The organism is Allocoleopsis franciscana PCC 7113 (assembly GCF_000317515.1).
In the GTDB taxonomy this organism is placed as follows: Bacteria; Cyanobacteriota; Cyanobacteriia; order Cyanobacteriales; family Coleofasciculaceae; genus Allocoleopsis; species Allocoleopsis franciscana.
In genome coordinates this window covers 5839215-5859698 of sequence record NC_019738.1, presented here as the reverse complement: position 1 = coordinate 5859698, position 20484 = coordinate 5839215, and the positions used below count along the sequence as shown (strand labels likewise).

Sequence of the window (20484 nt, the reverse complement as noted above, 5' to 3'; positions counted from 1 at the left end):
CTTCTTCTCAGAGCTATTTGCAACTAAGCAAGCTGCCTAAGATATTTCTCTCCCCTCTAAGACTTGCTAAAGGTTTAGAGTCTCTAGGGCAAAAAGTATATTTTGATACAGAAAACCAGATTGAGAACGTACAAAACTTGAAAGTTCCAAACTCTGAATAACCTTCTATTCAGAGGAATTCAGCCTCTTGACTATCTCCCCAGTTATTTGTACGGTTTTGTCTTATAGATGACAATTCAGCTTAGAAAACTTACCGCTTCCTTAAGCTAGCAGTGCTCTAACAACTGACAGTAGAACCTGTAAAGAGGAGCGGAGTTATCTCGTGCAGATTCTATCAAGTAAGCTGTGATTGCCAATTATATTTGGATTGATTTACAGCTTTTTGGCTAAATGTTGGGATGTGTTTCACACATTAAGGAAAGTTCAGTGAAGATGTCTAGACTAAGATTCAAAAAAAATTTCAAGAAGAAAAAATCGCCAAATCAAAGGAGGCGACACACAGCAAGTCAACCCAGCCAATTTTTGGGCACATCTTTATTTTTCCAGAAATTGGCTACTGGAATTAAGCGGCTGAGTCCGAGTTGGAAAGCCTGCATCCCCCTTGCCTCAATTATTTTCTTGGTTTGGAGTTATGCCGCTGTTGCTCAGGCTCCTCCGAGCACCGAAGAGCAATTAGCCAACCTAAAGGTGGGTCTAGACACCATGTGGGTGATGGTTGCTGGCATGTTGGTGTTCTTTATGAACGCTGGCTTTGGGATGTTAGAAACGGGTTTCTGCCGCCAAAAGAATGCCGTCAACGTTTTGGCCAAAAACTTGATCGTGTTTGCTCTGTCTACCATCGCTTTCTGGATCATTGGATTTGGTTTAATGTTCAGCGATGGTAATGCCTTTATGGGCACTGGCGGATTCTTTTTAAGTGGAGCGGATAACAGTCCTGCAATCGGAGATGCTTACAAGGGAATCTTCGGTTCGCTCAATTGGACTGGAGTGCCACTCATGGCTAAGTTCTTCTTCCAATTAGCCTTTGCTGGAACAGCCGCCACGATTGTATCTGGTGCTGTGGCTGAGCGGATTAAGTTCACTGACTTCTTGATTTTCAGCATCTTATTGGTGGGGCTTGCTTATCCGATCACCGGACACTGGATCTGGGGAGGTGGCTGGCTGGCTAAATTAGGCTTCTGGGATTTTGCGGGTTCTACGGTGGTTCACTCCGTTGGAGGCTGGGCAGCTCTGATGGGAGCGGCCTTCTTGGGGCCTCGCTTGGGTAAATATCAGGATGGTCGAATAACGGCACTTCCTGGTCACAATATGAGTATTGCCACTTTAGGTTGCTTAATTCTCTGGCTAGGATGGTTTGGCTTTAACCCAGGTTCTACCATGGCAGTTGACCCTGGTGCGATCGCTCATATTGCCATCACAACTAATACAGCAGCAGCATTTGGTGGAGTAGCTGCTACAGCTACGGCTTGGCTGTATCTTGGCAAGCCAGACCTCTCCATGATTATTAACGGTATCTTGGCGGGCTTAGTTGGAGTGACAGCCAGTTGTGCTTGGATTAACATTCCGTCCTCTGCAATTATTGGCATTGTGGCGGGCATCTTGGTTGTTTTCGCTGTTACCTTCTTTGACCGAATCAAAATTGATGACCCCGTAGGTGCGACTTCAGTCCACCTCGTTTGTGGGGTGTGGGGAACGTTGGCAGTAGGTTTATTTAGCGTCGGACCGAATGTTGAACTACGGGGAGGCGCTCCACTCTACACCGCAGGGCCGGCTGCCGGATTGTTTTTTGGAGGTAACTTCACCCAACTGCTGCATCAAATTGTCGGAATTGTTACAGTCGCAGGTATGACGGTTCTTCTGAGTACTATCTTCTGGTTGGCACTCAAGGCCACCCTGGGTATCCGTGTGACTCCAGAAGAGGAACTAGAAGGTTTAGATATTGGCGAACATGGCATGGAAGCCTACAGTGGTTTTCTCAAAGAAACGGGTGCAGGTGGCATACATAGCATGTCCAGTGGTATGACGGGTAGTACGGGCAATGTAATTGATAGCCCCATGCGGTAAACGTTAAGTAGAAAGACAGGCCTTATTTCCTAAGCCTAATGGCTTGATGGGTCGAAGAAAAACCTTCAGTTGTTAAGGCATCCGTGAAAGTCGTAGCAACTTTGGTTCATGCTTATCTTAGTCAATGCATAAAGGAGTGGTTTTCAGGTTGAAGCCACTCTTTCTGTTGTTTGGGGAAAAACCTGGGAATGATCTGAGGCTAAATCTCTGGCAAAGTGGTTATTGTTGCGATCGCAAGTCTAGTGATCCTCTTGAGCTAACGATAATGTTCCATCTTCCAGATTCTTTCTAAGGTTTCAATTTGCCGAAGTAGAACTGTCGCCCGACGAGAACGATATTTTCTATACTGAAGCCCTCCTAAGATGTAGCCAATTAAGAGGAAGATACCGAAAATTCCTCCTACGATTTTATTGACCTGAACGGTTTGAGTAGAGGAGCTTGGCTGACTCGACTCACGAGTCTCAGAAGCAGTAGCAACAACAGAGGCTGTAGTCTCGGCTGTGGATTGAGATTCTAGTCTCAATCCTTGATCGTCCGTTAAGGCACTACTCTCACTTTTACTGTTGCCTTTCTCAGACAGCAACGCCTGTGACGCATCTACATTCGCCTGAGGCTCGATACTATGGGCGAAGGCTTCTGGCGTGGGTGCTAGCCATAGTGAAGTGGCGCAGGTGACAAAAATAACACTAAAAAATTTACGCTTCATAGGGGCTTGAGGTATAAGTTCCGCTGCTGGAGGAGTTAAAAATTCGCTTTCAACTTGCCTATGCGTACTTAAAATCTTTTCCAATCGTTGGAAAATCACAAAATAAAGACAAATTCTGTAGCTTATGATACTATTATATGCCTTCTATCCAGCTCGATGTCCATCCTCCGATGGTTGAGAAGATGAACAGGAGGAAAGATTCTCATGCAAATTCTGCATTACTCAAGATGACTGTTCCTTCCAACCCCCTCTTCACTCATTCCTGTGGCTCCAGATAGAGACAGCCGTGAACAAGGGAAGGGTCTTGTGACTGGGCGATGGAACCTTAAGGGAGGAATTTACATCCGGATTTGGTCTGGCTGGAGCCTCTGGGGAATTGCGTTAACCTGTCTGTTGTACCGAGCAAACACCTGGGCACTTAGAGACTTTGCCATCAAAAGTGGGGCACTTTGAGCAGGTTGGAAAAAGTGGCAAAGAAAAGTTTGTTTGAGTGGATGAGTAGAATACCACTAAAATCTGATTCAAACCCGATGCTAGATTGATCAAGTGTCCACTCACTCGAAGACTTTTCCGACTTGGGCGTTCTTTTCCCTCGCGGCTAATGGGTTACTCATGTTAGCGATCGCCTTAGTATTACTACGCAAATACGATTGGTCAATGGCCTCTCCCGTGATCCACTCAGCGGCAGCAACACGCTTATTGGACTCGAAACCGTCTGACTCAGTGCCTGAATTAGGACCCCGCCATCTGCTGAATTACCAACAGTGGGTAGAATTGCTAGGGCGAGAAGCGGATGTGGTCGCACGACAGCAACCCAAACATTTGACCATCCTCGCTGGAGATTCCCTCTCGTTGTGGTTTCCCAGCGAGATATTGCCCCCAGAGCGCACTTGGCTAAATCAAGGGATTTCCGGCGAAACCTCGAAGGGTTTGTTGAATCGATTGGCTCTATTCGACAAAACTGAACCGGAGATGATTTTTGTGATGATCGGGATTAATGATCTAATTCGGGGAATCACAGACGAAACCATTTTGGCTAACCAAGAGCTAATTATTCGCTATTTACGGCGAAGTCATCCTCGCAGCAAGATAGTGGTGCAATCGATTTTGCCCCACAGTGCTGAAAGCGTCACCTGGGAAGGACGCGATCGCCTTCTGGCTATTCCCAATCCTCGTATCCGAGAACTAAACGAACGGCTGAGGGCGATCGCCAAAGAGGAAAATGTGATTTTCCTCGACCTTTACCCTCTATTTGCCGACACCGATGGTAACCTGAAGACTGAACTCAGTACTGATGGCTTGCACCTCAATCCTCAAGGCTACTTCGTCTGGCGCAATGCTCTCTTAGTCCTCAACCAACTCGTTCTTGAACCCGTCGCGGTGAAGTGAACAGGTAACTCTCCCAGTAACAAGACTCTGACATTCTATGATCAAGGGGAATTAAGAGTTATTTACAATCCGAAAGGTAGGACACGCTGCATGGATACAAAAGCCTTTAAGCGATCGCTCCATAGTTCAGAAAATTACCATCGCAAGGGATTTGGTCACGAAGCCGAAGTTGCCACTCAGCTACAGTCAGAATATCAAAGTAACCTGATTCAAGAAATTCGTAGCAACAACTATCGACTTCAGCGGGGAGAAGTTACCATCTTACTGGCGGAAGCCTTTGGCTTTTGTTGGGGGGTAGAGCGAGCCGTGGCGATGGCTTATGAAGCTCGTCAACACTTCCCCACTGAGCGCATTTGGATGACTAATGAAATCATTCATAACCCATCCGTGAATCAGCGCTTGCAGGAAATGGAAGTCGGGTTTATTCCAGTTCAGGGCGGGAAAAAAGACTTTTCCGTTGTCGATAGCGGTGACGTGGTAATACTACCAGCTTTTGGTGCTAGTGTCCAGGAAATGCAGTTGTTAAACGACAAAAACTGCAAAATTGTCGATACCACCTGTCCCTGGGTGTCCAAAGTTTGGAATACCGTTGAGAAGCACAAGAAAAAAGACTACACCTCGATTATTCACGGTAAGTACAAACACGAAGAAACCGTCGCCACCAGTTCCTTTGCCGGGAAATACTTAGTGGTACTCAATCTAAAAGAGGCAGAGTATGTCGCGGATTATATTCTCCACGGCGGAAATCGTGACGAGTTTATGACCAAGTTTAGTCGCGCTTGTTCTTCAGGGTTTGACCCGGATCGGGATTTAGAGCAAATTGGCATTGCCAACCAAACCACCATGCTCAAAAGCGAAACCGAGCAGATTGGTAAGCTATTTGAGCGCACGATGATGAAGAAGTATGGCCCGACGGACTTAAACAATCACTTCCACAGCTTTAACACCATCTGTGATGCCACCCAAGAGCGGCAAGATGCCATGTTGGGGCTAGTTGAACAAAAGTTAGACTTGATGGTGGTGATTGGCGGCTTCAACTCCTCCAACACCACCCAACTGCAACAAATTGCAATTGAGCGGGGGATTCCTTCCTATCACATCGATAGTGCGGCCCGAATAGGGTCAGAAAATCAGGTGGAACATAAGCCATTAGGGCGTGATTTGGAAATGACCCAAAACTGGCTTCCTGCTGGAAAAATTGTTGTCGGGGTTACTTCTGGAGCATCCACACCGGATAAAGTGGTGGAGGATGCGATCGAGAAGATTTTTGCGCTGAAGGCGGTGGCGGTGGTTTAGGGTTTTCTACATGTAGGGGCAAGGTATGCCTTGCTCCTATGAACATGATGTATTAAGCCAGAGAATAGGTAAGTCTTGACCTAATCCTCGCTCATCCTTCCCCATCCATATTTCCCGCTTAATGGATACCGAGTTGAGTAGAGGAGATTGTTATACTGCGACTGGGGAGATAGTTTTTAATTGGAATTCATTATTAGGAAATGCAGCCCACAGACCCGAACAAGTTTACGGAGACAGCCTGGAAAGCGATCGCACAATCTCAAGACGTTGCCAAACTCTTCAAGAACCAAACGCTAGAGGTGGAGCATGTGGCGATTGCCCTGCTGGAACAAGAGGGGCTGGCGAATCTAATTCTTACCAAGGTTACAGTTGATGTGGCTCGGTTTAAGCAACAACTGGAAGCCTTCGCCAACCGCCAACCGAAAGTGGGTACTGTTGACCAACTCTACCTCGGTCGCGGCTTGGATATCATGCTGGATAAGGCTGAGGGGTTCCGCACCAATTTTCAAGATGAATACATTGCTGTAGAACATTTGCTTTTAGCCTTAGCAGAAGATGACCGCGTCGGACGGCGGTTGCTCAAAACCCATAATGTGGATACCCCAAAGCTAGAAGCCGCAGCCAAAGCCACACGGGGGAGTCAAAAGGTTACTGACCAAAATCCTGAAAATCGCTACAACGCCCTAGAGAAGTACGGGCGGGATTTAACAGAGCAAGCTCGTAGCGGGAAACTTGACCCAGTGATTGGACGGGATGAAGAAATTCGTCGCGTGATTCAGGTGCTTTCTCGTCGCTCTAAGAATAACCCAGTTCTGATTGGAGAGCCTGGAGTTGGGAAAACCGCGATCGCAGAAGCCCTGGCCCAGCGTATTGTTAATGGGGATGTTCCGGAATCCCTGAAAAACCGCCAACTCATTTCCTTAGATATGGGCAGTCTGATTGCCGGTGCCAAATATCGAGGAGAATTTGAAGACCGACTCAAAGCTGTCCTTCGGGAAGTGACCCACTCCGATGGTCAAATTGTCCTCTTTATCGATGAATTGCACACCGTCGTCGGTGCGGGAGCAACCCAAGGGGCAATGGATGCAGGAAACTTGCTCAAACCCATGCTGGCGCGGGGGGAACTGCGCTGTATTGGAGCCACTACTCTGGATGAGTACCGCAAGCACATTGAAAAAGACGCGGCACTGGAACGTCGCTTTCAACAAGTCTATGTCAGTCAACCCACCGTAGAGAATACGATTTCGATTTTGCGGGGGCTGAAGGAACGCTACGAAGTCCACCACAATGTGATTATTACGGACTCGGCGCTAGTGGCAGCGGCTACTCTTTCTGATCGCTATATTACCGATCGATTCCTGCCCGATAAAGCCATTGACTTAGTCGATGAAGCCGCCGCCAAGCTGAAAATGGAGATGACCTCCAAACCGGTGGAATTAGAGACCATTGAGCGACGGCTGATGCAGCTCAAGATGGAAAAACTGTCTCTAGATACAGAAAATCAACAGAATCTGCCCACCACCAGTAACGCCTACCGTGCTTCGCGAGAGCGCCTCGAACGCATTGAACAAGAAATTCTCACTCTGGAGGAAAAACACGCCACGCTGGAAGGACGGTGGGAAGAGGAGAAGAAACTTCGCGAAGAAATCAATAACCTGAAGAAAGAAGAAGACCAAATTCGGGTACAAATTGAGCAGGCTGAACGTGCTTACGACTTGAATAAGGCAGCTCAACTTAAATATGGCAAGTTAGAAACATTACAGCGCGATCGCGATAGCAAAGAAGGGATGCTCTTAGAGCTCCAAGCGGAGGGGCGTGCCTTATCCCGTGAACAAGTCACCGAGGCGGATATTGCCGAAATTGTGGCGAATTGGACGGGGATTCCAGTTAACCGCTTGCTAGAGACGGAACGCCAAAAGCTATTACAGCTAGAAGGGCATTTACATCAACGGGTCATTGGGCAAACTGAAGCGGTGACTTCCGTGGCGGCAGCGATTCGTCGGGCGAGGGCGGGTATGAAAGACCCCGGACGCCCCATCGGTTCCTTCTTGTTCCTGGGGCCAACCGGTGTGGGTAAGACGGAATTGGCAAGAGCGATCGCCCAATTCCTGTTTGACAGCCAGGATGCCTTAGTCAGAATCGACATGTCCGAGTATATGGAAAAACACGCCGTCTCGCGGCTAGTGGGTGCGCCTCCGGGATATGTGGGCTATGAAGAAGGCGGTCAACTCTCGGAAGCGATTCGCCGCCGTCCTTACTCGGTGGTGCTGTTGGATGAGGTGGAAAAGGCACACCCAGATGTGTTCAACATTTTGCTACAAGTCCTCGATGATGGACGCATTACCGACTCTCAAGGGAGAACGGTGGATTTTTCCAATACGATCATCGTGATGACCAGCAATATTGGCAGTGACCATATTTTAAATGTGGCTGGGGATGATTCGCAGTATGAAGAGATGCGCAAGCGGGTGACTGTTGCCTTACGCAAACACTTCCGTCCCGAATTTGTCAACCGTGTTGACGACATCATCATCTTCCACACCTTGAATCGCAGCGAACTCAGCCAGATTGTCAGGATTCAGCTCAAACGGATTGAGCGTCTATTAGCTGACCAAAAAATTAAGCTTGAACTTTCGTCAACAGCTCAAGATTACATCGTTGAAGTCGGTTACGATCCGGTATACGGGGCGCGTCCACTTAAACGGGCGATTCAGCGGGAATTGGAAAATGCGATCGCGACAAAAATCCTTGAGAATACCTTTGTTGAGGGAGACACGATTATCATTGATTGTGTCGATAACAGCCTCACCTTTAATAAAAAGGTACTACTAAGCTTATCAGCAGTCCAAACTCCTGGCTGATAAGGCTTGAGCTAGATTTTCAAGAGTGATTCAGATATCTGTTGAGCAAGTTAGATAGTATTAGATGCATCAATCACAGATGCATCCACTGCATACTATTGTGGCCAGAATCATTTTAGGCAAGATGCTCTTATGGATCTTTCAACGCTAGAAAAAATCAGGGATAGTCTCCATACCGCTTTAGAAAAAATTGGAAGCTTAGAGGAGTGTGCCTTACTGGATTATCCAGACTATTTCAATATTGGAGATCATCTGATTGGTTTGGCTACAATTTTTTACATCACGGATGTCATCAAAGCCAAAATAAACTATATTGCCAGCATTTATGATTTCTCGGAGCAACGGTTAGAACAACGGCTGAGTAAAGAAGCGCCGCTCATTTTACAAGGTGGCGGGAACTTGGGCGACCTTTGGCCTCACCATCAACTCTTTCGCGAACGCATCATTTCCCAATATCGCGATCGCCCGATTATTATTATGCCGCAATGTATCTATTTTACGAATGATGAAAATTTAAATCGAGCGGCGGCTATCTTTAATGCTCATCCCAATTTAACTTTGTTTACGCGGGATGATTATAGTTATGAACTAGCGTTGAAACATTTTTCTAACTGTCAGGTTATTAAAGCACCAGATATGGTATTTGGTATGGTTAATATACCGATGCCTGCTTATAAATTTAACTCTAAACGTCCGATTCTTTATCTCTGTAGAGATGATACCGAATTAGAGAAAACTTTCTCACCGAGTGCTTTGGGAATGCCGAATTTAGTCGTTCAAGAGTGGGATGAATCACCAAAACAATGGATTTACCGAGGAAGAGGACAGTTTGGAGAGCTGAAGGAATGGTATTGGCGTCTTCCCGGCATGGTTTTACTCGTTCGGGAAGGTTGGCAACGAGGGTTAGCTCACCCTAAACAATGGCTTCCCCGGCAAAAATGGGAACGATTTCATCCCTATGCTCGTAAACTCGATTCCCTTCCCGATCAATTCCTTCTCCGCTTCTCTTGGAGTTTGATGCACACTGGGGTCTATCAATTGCTTCAGAGTCGTTTAGTCATTAGCAACCGATTACACGGTCATATTCTCTCTACTTTACTGGGGATTCCTAATATATTACTGCCCAATTCTTACTATAAAAATGAATCATTTTATGAGACTTGGACGTATCAAATTCCTTATTGTAAATTTATCAAAGAACCTTCACAAGTCAAAGAATCCGTCGAAGAACTGCTCTCTCGATTCGCAGAGCCATCCAACTCATAACTGAGAGAATATCTACTATGGTAACTGTCTCTGTAGTTATCCCCGTTTATAATGGCGAAAAGACAATTCAAGAAACCATTAATTCTGTTTTAAATCAAACCTTTCAAGAGTTTGAGCTAATTATCATTAATGATGGTTCTACAGATAAAACATTGGAGGTTGTTTCTAGCATCAAAGACCACCGATTGCAAGTCTTTTCCTACCCCAATGCTGGTTTAGCGGCAAGTCGCAATCGAGGAACGTCTCATGCTATCGGTGAATATATTTCTTTTATAGATGGTGATGACCTGTGGACGCCTGATAAACTAGAAGCTCAGTTAAAAGCACTTCAAGAAAATCCCCAAGCGGCTGTTGCTTATAGCTGGACTGATTATATTGATGAATCCAGTAATTTTTTACGCCGAGGTGGCTATTTAACGGCTAGCGGCGATGTTTTACGGAAGCTTTTAGTGATTGATTTTTTGGAAAATGGCTCTAACGCACTGATTCGTCGGCAGGCTTTAATCGAAGTCGGTGGCTTTGATGAATCACTACCTGCGGCTGAAGATTGGGACATCTTTTTGCGGCTGGCGGCTCGCTATCCCTTTGTGGCTGTGCCTTCTCCTCAAATCTTATATCGATTATCTGCCAAGTCAATGTCTGGTGATGTGGCGAGACAAGAAGCCGCTTGTGTGAAAGTTTTAAAGCGAGCTTACAAAGATGCTCCTCCATCCTTACAGTACTTGAAAAAATATACCTGGGCTAACCTTTACAGATATCTAAGTTTTAAAGTTTTAGATGGCCCAACAACTCGAAAACGAGGCTTACTAGCGGCTAAATTTATCGGAAAACTAATTATGAATGATGAGGAATTTTTGAAACTACCTGCCATGCGAAAAGTGATGCATAAAGTAGCTTTGTGGATTTTGTATCCCCCTAAAAAAGCTGAAGAAATTATTTGGCAATCTCCTCCTCTTCCCCATATCCACAAGGATTTGCTGAGGTACTTCAAAACTGATATTCCTTAACCAAAACCAACACCTAATCTGCTAACTGGAGCTAATATGCCACTGATCTCAGTGATTATTCCGGCTTACAATGCTGAAAAGACCATTCAAGAAACGATCGACTCTGTCTTAAACCAAACATTTCAGGATTTTGAAATTATTGTCATTAATGATGGGTCGCAAGATAAAACATTAGAGATTGTCAATAGTATCAAAGACCCTCGTTTGCAGGTATTTTCCTACCCCAATGCCAAGCAAGCCGCTAGCCGCAATCGAGGAATTTCTCACAGTACTGGTGAATTTCTCGCTTTCTTAGATGCTGACGATTTATGGAAGCCTGACAAGTTAGAGGCTCAACTCAAAGCACTCCAAGACAATCCTGAAGCAGTAGTCGCTTACAGTTGGAGTCAATGTATTGATGAGAATGGATATTTTTTAAGGGAAGCGAGTCAAAGTACTACTAGTGGGGATGTTTATGCCAAGCTCTTGTTATGCGATTTTTTAGACAATGGTTCTAACCCTTTAGTTCGTCGGCAAGCTTTAGAAGAAGTGGGTACTTTTGATGAGTCGCTTCCCCCCGCCGAAGATTGGGAACTATGGATACGATTGGCAGCACGCTATCATTTTGTCGCCGTACCCTACCCACATATTTTATATCGACAATCCCCTACTTCTGCCTCGGCGAATCTGCTAAGGATGGCATCCGCTTGTAAGCGAGTCATTGATCTTTCCTTTGAGCGTGCTCCTGACTCGCTACAGCACCTAAAAAGCCACAGCCTTGCCAATTTATACCGATTTCTTGCTTACAGGTGTTTTGAACGCTTCCCAACGCGATCGCGTGCCTTAATTGCGCTCAGGTTTCTCTGGAATGCTGTTATAAATGACTCCTCACTGCTGCGGAGGAAAATAACCTGGAAAATGCTGTTAACGAGTGTGCTTGTACTGCTACTGACCCATCGATACGCCTATAGAGTAGCACACAGAACAAAGCAACTCCATAATTTCCATACGATACTGTCTCTCATGCAACTAGAACCTTTTTAAATATGCCTTTAGTTTCTGTTGTTATTCCTGTTTTTAATGGTGAAAAAACCATTCAAGAAACCATTGAATCTGTTTTGAATCAAACGATTACCGATTTTGAATTACTGGTTATTAATGATGGTTCACAAGATAGAACATTAGAGATTGTTGAGTGCATCTCAGACTCCCGCATTCAGATATTTTCCTACCCCAATGCTGGTCAATCTACGAGTCGCAACAGGGGAATCGAGTTAGCAAAAGGTGACTATATCTCCTTTATTGATGCCGATGACTTATGGACACCCGATAAGCTAGAAGCACAGTTGAACGCTTTGCAAGCCAATCCTAAAGCAGGTGTGGCTTATAGTTGGACGGATTGGATTGATGAATCGAGCCAGTTATTAGGTAAAGGTAGCTACAATACCGAACAGGGAGAGGTTTTTGCCAAACTTTTATTGAATGATTTTGTAGCTAATGGTTCTAATGTTTTAATTCGGCGAGATGCATTAACTGAGGTTGGCGGTTTCGATCCCTCGGTAACGCCTGCTGAAGATTGGGATTTATGGCTGCGGTTAGCTATTCGTTATGAGTTTGTTGCCGTGCAATCGCCACAAATTTTATACCGAATTTCTCCTAATTCTGCCTCATTTAATGTGTGGAAAATGGAGGCATCCAGCTTACAAGTTATTAATAAAGCATTTGCTGTTGCGCCTCAATCTTTACAGTATTTGAAGCCGCAATGCCTCGGTAATCGTTACAAGTACCTAACATTTAAGGCAATTGAAGGTTACCCAGAGCGTAGCAAAGGAATAGCAGCTATTCGGTTTCTTTGCAATGCAATCAAAAACGACCCCTCTTTACTGAGAGCAAAAGTCATCTGGAAGGTACTGTTTAGGATTGCGGCAATCACTCTCCTAACACCTAAATTAGCTCAGGCTGTTATCAATAAATTTAAAACTCTATCAAATACCAAAACTCTCTTAGGATATATGAAATTAAATACTGCTCAAGGATAGTTTATATCAAGACAATGGTATTAATATCAGTTATTGTTCCTGTTTACAATGGAGAAAAAACAATTAAAAGTACGATGGATTCTGTTTTAAACCAAACCTTCACTGACTTTGAACTAATTGTAATTAATGATGGTTCTCAAGACTCAACTTTAGCCGTGGTTAACGAGATACAAGATGCTCGTATTAGAGTATTCTCATTTCCCAACTCTGGTGTTTCTGCAAGTCGTAATCGTGGATTAGCGGAAGCGAAGGGAGAATTTATCTCCTTTTTGGATGCTGATGATTTGTGGACGCCGGATAAACTAGAAGCACAGTTAAAAGCTTTGCAGCAAAATCCCCAAGCGGCTGTGGCTTATAGTTGGAGCGATTGGATTGATGAGTCGGGTCAATTTTTACGCGCTGGGGGTCATATTACAGTTAATGGAAATGCTTACGAAAAGCTATTGTTGAGGGATTTTGTGGAAAGTGGTTCTAATCCATTAATTCGCAGACAAGCTTTAGAAGAAGTCGGGACATTCGATGAATCGTTAGCCTTTGCTGAAGATTGGGATTTATGGTTAAGATTGGCAGCTCGTTATGAATATGTAGCCGTTCCTTCACCGCAGATTTTATACCGAATATCTCCTGACTCAGCCTCATTTAATGTATGGAAGATGGAGGCAGGGAGCTTGAAAGTCATTGAACGGCATTTCGCCCAAGCTCCTGAGTCTCTACAGCCTCTGAAGCGAGAAGCTCTGGGTAGCCGTTACAAATACCTAATGTTTAAAGCGATTGAAGGGAATTTAGAACGAAAAAAAGGCTTAGCTGCGGTTCGCTTCCTTTGGCAAGCAATTCGATATGACTCTTTGATGCTGCGGCGCGTAAAAATTATATTAATCGTACTGGTTAAAATTGCAGCAGCTATTCTACTCCCATCCCAACAAGCCCAAGCTTTATTAGAGGTGTTCAAAAAGCGCTCTAGCTCTCGCTCGCCATCTTAGGTTACTTAAATTAAAGACTAAAAAGCCTAAACATAACCCTAGCTTCTGTTGCGATCGCGTTCCCGTTGCCCATCACAAAATGTACAGCTTAGAGATTATACTTTTCTGTACTCATCTTTGGAATCCACCCCGTTTTAGTTCATGTTCACCTTCTTAACTCAACTCTAATTAATCTCTATCTGAACGATAACAAATCCCCTCTAGATTTGACAGTAAGTGGGAGCATCCCAATGCAAGCAAAAATACCAGGCGATTAGAAATCGCAGCTACACAAACCAAGCCTGCCTCCGCAGGCTAAAGATTAGTCCGCGCTGGCGAACTTCGTTTGTATAGCCCCAGACTTCTAGTCTGAGTGGCAGTTTACACATTTGGGATGCTCCCCAGTAAGTTGGTTTTTATTTGAGGTTTATTAATGGCTAAATTTTACACAGAGATTCATCCGTCATTACAAGAGTTTATCAAAGACCAAAAAATCTTTTTTACCGCAACCGCACCTGAACAAGGTCGGATTAACTTATCTCCCAAAGGAATCGATACATTCCGCTGCATTGATAGTCAAACAGTTGCTTATCTCGACTTAACCGGTAGTGGGAATGAAACCGCTGCTCACTTAATTGAAAATGGTCGAATCACGATTATGTTTTGTAGCTTTTCTGAGCAGCCTATGATTTTACGCCTTTATGGTCAAGGGAGGGTCATTCATCCGAGAGATCAGGAATGGCAAACCGTCTCCCCCTTATTTGAGTCTTTACCAGGAAAGCGCCAAATTATTATGATTGCTGTGGAATCGGTACAAACATCTTGTGGTTATGGCGTGCCCATTTATGAATTGAAAGAAGAACGTAAAATGATTATCGATTGGGCAACGAAAAAAGGCGAACAAGGGATTAAAGACTATTGGCAAGCTAAAAATCTGAAAAGTATTGATGGTTTACCCACTCAACTGTTGGACGATTGAGAAAAAGCAAGATGAGGGGGCTTTACCAAATCCTAGCTTCCCAATACGCTAAGAAAGCTGAGGAATAGAAAAATAACTGGACTTGAGCATGAGATACGTTTTGGGATTGGCTCTGCTAGGAACTGTAATTGCATCTCCCGTTTGGGCAGAACAACCCCTGTCGGTGGTCTATCCCCCACCTAACCATAAAACAACAGCCGATCGCATTTTCTTCATTGGCACAGCACCCCCATCAGGAGAGGTGTTAGTCAATGGTAAAGCGATCGCACGGAGTTCGGCAGGGCATTTTGCTCCCAGTTTCCCCTTACAACTGGGGGAGAACCAATTTACATTACGCCATCAAAACCAGCAAGTCCAAATCAACGTCACCCGGACATCGACACAACCCACTCTACCCACCGGCTTAGGATTTGCCAAAGATTCCCTCACGCCAGCCGTGGATATTTCTACAGTTCCGGGAGAGTTGATTTGTTTTGGCGCAGCCGCACCCCCTAATGCCACTGTGTCCGTTAAGCTAGCCAATCAAACCATCCCTTTACTGCCTCAATCCCAAGCTGTTGAACTTCCCCCCAATTCAGCCGCATTAACTCAAGCGAATCAACCCACTCCCACAAGTGGGGGGGTAGGAAAATATCAGGGTTGTGCCACAGCGGAGGCACCGGCTGAGTTGGGTACACCCCAATTCCAGTTAACCCTCAACGGTCAAACCATATCCCAAACCGGTTCAGGAAAAATTTCCATCCTATCTCCAGCCAAACTAGAAGTTGCAGAAGTCATTGCTGATGCAGGTGTTGCCCGAACTGGCCCAAGTACCGATCATTCTCGCCTCACACCTCTGCCTAAAGGGACGAGGGCAACCGTTACCGGACGAGAAGGAGAATGGGTAAGACTGGATTATGGCGCTTGGATCAAAGCCTCAGAAGTGCGGATTATTCCGGGTGCTGTCCCTGTGCGCTCAATCATTCGCAGTATCCGTGCTCGTCAAGGTGATGGTGCAACAGACGTTTACTTCCCCTTACAAGCGCCAGTCCCTGTGAGTGTACAGCAAGGCAGTAGCACCTTGACCCTCAATTTATACAACACGACAGCCCAAACCGACATCATTCGCCTTGATGATGACCCCCTCATTTCTCGCCTCGACTGGCAACAAACGGCACCCGGACAGGTGGAATATACCTTTAACCTCAAATCCGCCCAACAATGGGGTTACAGCCTGAGATACGAAGGAACAACCCTAGTATTAACACTACGTCACCCGCCTAAAGTTTCTTCCGGTCAAAAACCATTAACTGGAGTCAAAATTCTCCTTGATCCCGGACATGGTGGTGCTGAAAGCGGTGCTCTTGGGCCAACCCGCTATCCGGAAAAAGCAGTTAACCTCGCCGTTTCTAAACTATTACAACAAGAGCTTGTGGCACGGGGAGCGACGGTATACATGACGAGGGAAGAGGATAAGGATGTTTCTCTACAAGATCGGGTGGCGATGATTGACAAACTCCAACCTGCGATCGCAATTTCCGTGCATTACAATTCCCTACCCGACAACGGTGACGCTGAGAATACTCAGGGAATCGGCACCTTTTGGTACAACACCCAAGCTCACAGCCTTGCCGTATTTTTGCACAACTACCTAGTCAAGAAACTGGAGCGTCCTTCTTATGGAGTGTTTTGGAATAACCTGGCACTTACTCGTCCGGCAACAACTCCCTCTGTACTTTTGGAATTGGGATTTATGAGTAATCCAGTGGAATTTGAATGGGTCACAAATCCCAAAGAACAACCCAAATTAGCCAGTGCGATCGCGGATGGTATAACTGAATGGTTTTTCTCTCAAAAATGAGTTACAGACGTTGGGAGAGTGGAGCGGTTAATCTGGAGAGAATATAGTATGTTAACACTCTATGTCTAAGTTTTCTCCTCCTGATCCACCTCCTCTAAAGTTAGATAATTGCATTACAGTTTTTGTGGCTTTTACGGCGATCAATGGTTTGTTATATGCTTGGGCAGCGCATAAACAAAATGACCCATTCAGCCTGAAAAAATTAGGAGCTTCACCACCTTCACCACAACCCAAGTCTGCGCCAGAAGGGTTAGCGATATCCAAACCAACGACTACTGCTCCTGAATCGTCTCCCCTGTCATTAAGTCCGTCACCATCAGCGGATCTAAGCCGTAGCCGTTTAAGCCAACAGCTACCTAAACCTGAATCGACTGAGGAAGAAACATCAAAAGCGTCTGCTTTAGATATTGCTCTGTCAAAACCAAAACCTGCTGCTCCTACCCCAACATCTGTTGTGGAATTTTCCGATGTCCCCGATAACTCTTGGGCAAGTCGTTCTATTAAATTCCTTAATCAGCGTCAGATCATTGCAGGCTTACCGGATGGCAGTTTTCGACCCAATAAATTTGCGACACGGGGAGAATTTGCGACCCTGCTACAAAAAATATTTAACCAAGAAAATGGACAAAGTGCCATAAATTTTAAGGACTTACCGGCTGATTACTGGGCTGAGGATGCAATTAAAGAAGTTGCCCAAACAGGTCTTTTAAAAGGATATCCGGCTCAAGATTTTCGCCCCGATCAACCGGTTACTCGTGCGGAAGTTTTGGTAGCTCTTGCTACCGCATTGAAGCTTAAAACCCCATCAGTACCTGTCAAGACGTTACAAGCTTTTCAAGATAGCGACCAAGTTCTGAATTATGCGCGGGCTAAAGTAGCAGCAGCTAAAGAAGCGGGTCTAGTTGCTGGCTACCCTAAGGATAAAATACTTGTACCGAATAAACCGGCGACTCGTGCTGAAATGGCTACGATGGTTTATCAAGCCTTAGCGATGTCAAAAAATGGAGAAAAGTTAGCAAATCGGTAGGCGCAAATGGTTAGATTCTAATTCAACTATCCCCCCCATAGGGATGTGGATGTTAGCCTTAGCGTGACGCTAACCCTGGAGCTTGAGTGAGGACGTTAACCCCCTATCCATCCGCAAGGCGGATGATTTTTCTTGAGTTGTTTTTGTACGAAAACGTACTGACCTTATCGATGAAGTTTTTTACTATTTAAGCTAGACTCATCGGCGAGTTGGATCATCTTCCCTCGCGATTTATTTCTATGAGAATGGCGCTTCTTTCTTCATTCTCATAGCTTTTGTGCTGATTAGCTTTGAGTCTATTTTTTATATCAAATTTAAATCTATCTCTAGGAGTATTGCCACTCTAACATGAACGTAGAAATTTTTGCGCGGCAGGTACGCTCACTCCAACAACGTTTAACTGAGTTATACCAGGACGCGATCGCGATAGATCCCCAAGCTGATGCATTGCTGCCCGTTGCCTTCAAGGAACTCGGCATGGCTTCAGAAACACTAGAGGTAGCCACAGCGAAACTATTAGAGCAGACTGAGGAATTGGCAATAGCACGAGTACAAGCGGAAGCAGAACGCCAGCGATATCAAGACTTGTTTGAGTTCATGCTGGATGCTTATATTGTGAGTGACCCACAAGGGAAAATACAAGAAGCCAACCGTGCCGCCGCGAACCTGTTCAACGTGGAACAAGAATTCTTGCCCAACAAACTGCTGGTCAGTTTCATCCCCCTGCCAGAACGTCCAGCGTTTCGTTGCCAACTCACCCAACTGCTAGAGTGCCATCGGGTACACGAATGCACAGTACGGATGCAGCCCCGTAATCAACAGGCTTTTGACGCGGCTGTGATTGTCACTCCTGTCCGCGACGTTGAAGGTAAGCTCATCTCCTTGCGCTGGATAGTACGCAACATTACCAAGCGCCATCAGACTCAATTGACACTTTTAAATCATGACGACGAACTCCACCAGGATCATCGTGCAAAACATGTTTATGCCAAAGGAGAAGTAATTCCCCTAGAACCTCAGATGATTTGCCTGGTTCGCCACGGTTTGGTGAAGCTCAGCACAATGAGCGAAACTGGCGATGAGGTTGTTGTGGGGTTGGCAGGACCCTCCATACCTTTTGGTTCTGGTATGACGGCGTTACCGACCTACCAAGCAACCGCCCTCTCAGAGAATGTTCAGTTAGTTTCCGTTTCCCTCGAAGAAATTGCCGCTTCCCCGGCTCTAACGCAGGCTCTTTTACCTCAAATTAGTAAACGCATCCGGCAGGCAGAATACCTTTTAGCCATTGCTGGAAAGCGACATGTCAAAGACCGACTGTACTATTTCTTGCTGTGGTTGAAGCAGGAATTTGGTCAAACAGTGGGACAAGGCACTCGTTTGAGTGTTCGCCTTACGCATCAAGACCTGGCGGATGCTTGTTGCACGACTAGAGTGACGATTACGCGAGAACTCAGCAAGTTACAGCAACAAGGAAAGATTATGTTGGACTCTAAGCATCACATTATCTTCAGCTCGACTTTATCCAAGCAAGCGGCTTGACCGGAAGAGCAGCAGGAGAGTCGGGAGGGGATATTTTTGCGGCTCAGTGATTTCGGTTTGCTGAGACCTTGCATGAGTTGCAACATTGCAACAACCACCAGTGGTTAAAACCACTGTCTCATAGCTCGCATTCGTCTTCATAGGACAGGATTTAAATTTCAGTCCATTTCAATGGACTTGAGCTATAAGTCAAAAAATTAATTTCTTGGCGGGTTATATAGCTTACTGACAAAAGTGCAAGACTCTCCATGAACTGTTGCTCACAGCAAACAATGAAAGTCATTCTTCTTCACTTTTACCTTCTGCCTTCTGCCTTCTGCCTTCTGCCTTTCAAAACAGATGTCAGTTTGGGTACAGGGATTTCCATCGGTTGAACAAAACCGATAAAGAACTTTTGTGTACAAATCGATTATTGTCTGAGTTCCGTCCTCTATCTTAGGGAAGAAATTTTCTAAAGATTCCTGATGGGAGCCAAAATCTTGAGAGACTGTTATCTCTTTTGTCAAGAGTATATTTACAGTCTTTCATCATTTTTGCAAAAAGCCCTGAAATGTCATCAGGAATTTTGAAGAGAAAAAATTACTTCTACTAACCTAATTCTCCCTGAGTTCACAAGTCATGAACCTTTATGAATTCTCTAACAAAAAGCTTGAATACAGTATTGACGCGATCGCAGCCGATCAAGAATTAGCGAAACACATTCAAGATGTTTTAATTTGGCTGAAACTCCTCAATCCTCCATCGGACGGCAAGTTCGGTCCCATTTCTGCTGCCGCACTCAAAGAATTTCAAAAAATCATGAAGTGCGAAGAAGACCAATTCGTAGGGCCAAAGACGGCTAAAGCCTTGGTTTCGACCAAACCCGACGACTTGCCGAAGCCTGCTCTTAAACTCGACAATGACTTACCTAGCCGCATCATTAAGTACATGCAGCAAAAGGGCTACCAATTTTCTCTAGGAGCTGGAGAGTACAACATCGTTTATGTGGAGGGAATGGACGCCGATGGTACCCCGAATTCCGATCAGCCTAACTACTTTAACGACCGTCGATTCGTAATTGAAATTGTCAATGGAAAACCGAAAATAGTCGGCAACTGGGAAGCCACAACTGAACCCGGTTTTCACTATACTTACAATCCGATTAACAAAGGCAAAGGTGCCGCCCGGATTGCATTTGGGCAATATAAATCTTGGAAAGTGGGTATTCATTACGGCGGTGGCTCAGATCCCCATGAAGCTCTTGCTCAAGTCGCTCCAATTACGGTACATAGAGATTTTAATAAAGACCTAAAACGCACAGGAGATAAGACCGAAACTGGCTTATTTGATGTTAACCAGCACTGGGGGTTTGACTTACCCCGTAACAATATTAGTTTTGCTAGCGCTGGCTGTCTGGTGGGACGAACTCGCGATGGTCATCGGGAATTCATGAAGCTAATTAAGCAGGATAAGCGTTACCAAATGAATAAGGAATATCTTTTTCTGACGACCATTATTCCAGGCAATGAGTTAGACAAATAAGAACAAAGCCCG

At 45.2% G+C, this 20484-nt stretch carries 15 protein-coding genes; 14 read left to right on the top strand and 1 reads right to left on the bottom strand.

Annotation, left to right across the window (positions count from 1 at the left end):
• Nucleotides 1–432: 432 nt before the first annotated feature.
• Nucleotides 433–2064, top strand: coding sequence for an ammonium transporter (locus MIC7113_RS24025; protein ID WP_041780197.1), 1632 nt, complete (start codon nt 433–435; stop codon nt 2062–2064).
• A gap of 256 nt (nt 2065–2320) precedes the next feature.
• On the opposite strand, the gene MIC7113_RS24020 is transcribed toward MIC7113_RS24025, so the two are convergent.
• Complete coding sequence (locus tag MIC7113_RS24020; protein WP_155898088.1) at nt 2321–2770, bottom strand: hypothetical protein; 450 nt, start codon at nt 2768–2770, stop codon at nt 2321–2323.
• 546 nt (nt 2771–3316) lie between these two features.
• Between MIC7113_RS24020 and MIC7113_RS24015 the strand changes: the two genes are divergently transcribed.
• From MIC7113_RS24015 to MIC7113_RS23955, 13 genes are all read left to right on the top strand, one after another.
• Nucleotides 3317–4159: an SGNH/GDSL hydrolase family protein gene (locus MIC7113_RS24015; RefSeq protein ID WP_041780196.1), complete on the top strand. Its 843-nt coding sequence runs from the start codon at nt 3317–3319 to the stop codon at nt 4157–4159.
• A 90-nt stretch (nt 4160–4249) separates the two neighbouring features.
• On the top strand, nt 4250–5455 hold the full coding sequence (locus MIC7113_RS24010) for a 4-hydroxy-3-methylbut-2-enyl diphosphate reductase (protein ID WP_015184797.1): 1206 nt from the start codon (nt 4250–4252) through the stop codon (nt 5453–5455).
• Nucleotides 5456–5655: 200 nt separating this feature from the next.
• Nucleotides 5656–8316, top strand: coding sequence for an ATP-dependent chaperone ClpB (clpB, locus tag MIC7113_RS24005; RefSeq protein ID WP_015184796.1), 2661 nt, complete (start codon nt 5656–5658; stop codon nt 8314–8316).
• A 132-nt stretch (nt 8317–8448) separates the two neighbouring features.
• Complete coding sequence (locus tag MIC7113_RS24000; protein WP_015184795.1) at nt 8449–9582, top strand: polysaccharide pyruvyl transferase family protein; 1134 nt, start codon at nt 8449–8451, stop codon at nt 9580–9582.
• A gap of 17 nt (nt 9583–9599) precedes the next feature.
• A complete protein-coding gene (locus MIC7113_RS23995; protein ID WP_015184794.1) occupies nt 9600–10589 on the top strand; it encodes a glycosyltransferase in 990 nt (329 codons plus the stop codon).
• 36 nt (nt 10590–10625) lie between these two features.
• On the top strand, nt 10626–11612 hold the full coding sequence (locus tag MIC7113_RS23990; protein WP_015184793.1) for a glycosyltransferase: 987 nt from the start codon (nt 10626–10628) through the stop codon (nt 11610–11612).
• A 2-nt stretch (nt 11613–11614) separates the two neighbouring features.
• Nucleotides 11615–12607 (top strand): glycosyltransferase, encoded by a 993-nt coding sequence (locus MIC7113_RS23985; protein ID WP_015184792.1) that lies wholly within the window; start codon nt 11615–11617, stop codon nt 12605–12607.
• A 14-nt stretch (nt 12608–12621) separates the two neighbouring features.
• Entirely contained in the window at nt 12622–13587 is a 966-nt protein-coding gene (locus tag MIC7113_RS23980) for a glycosyltransferase (protein WP_015184791.1), read from the top strand.
• A gap of 412 nt (nt 13588–13999) precedes the next feature.
• Nucleotides 14000–14545, top strand: a complete 546-nt coding sequence (locus tag MIC7113_RS23975) for a pyridoxamine 5'-phosphate oxidase family protein (RefSeq protein ID WP_015184790.1) — start codon at nt 14000–14002, stop codon at nt 14543–14545.
• An 88-nt stretch (nt 14546–14633) separates the two neighbouring features.
• On the top strand, nt 14634–16385 hold the full coding sequence (locus MIC7113_RS23970; protein ID WP_015184789.1) for an N-acetylmuramoyl-L-alanine amidase: 1752 nt from the start codon (nt 14634–14636) through the stop codon (nt 16383–16385).
• 61 nt (nt 16386–16446) lie between these two features.
• Nucleotides 16447–17412: an S-layer homology domain-containing protein gene (locus MIC7113_RS23965; RefSeq protein WP_015184788.1), complete on the top strand. Its 966-nt coding sequence runs from the start codon at nt 16447–16449 to the stop codon at nt 17410–17412.
• Between the two features lie 348 nt (nt 17413–17760).
• Nucleotides 17761–18951, top strand: a complete 1191-nt coding sequence (locus MIC7113_RS23960; protein WP_015184787.1) for a helix-turn-helix domain-containing protein — start codon at nt 17761–17763, stop codon at nt 18949–18951.
• 618 nt (nt 18952–19569) lie between these two features.
• Nucleotides 19570–20472 (top strand): peptidoglycan-binding domain-containing protein, encoded by a 903-nt coding sequence (locus MIC7113_RS23955; protein ID WP_015184786.1) that lies wholly within the window; start codon nt 19570–19572, stop codon nt 20470–20472.
• Nucleotides 20473–20484: the final 12 nt, after the last annotated feature.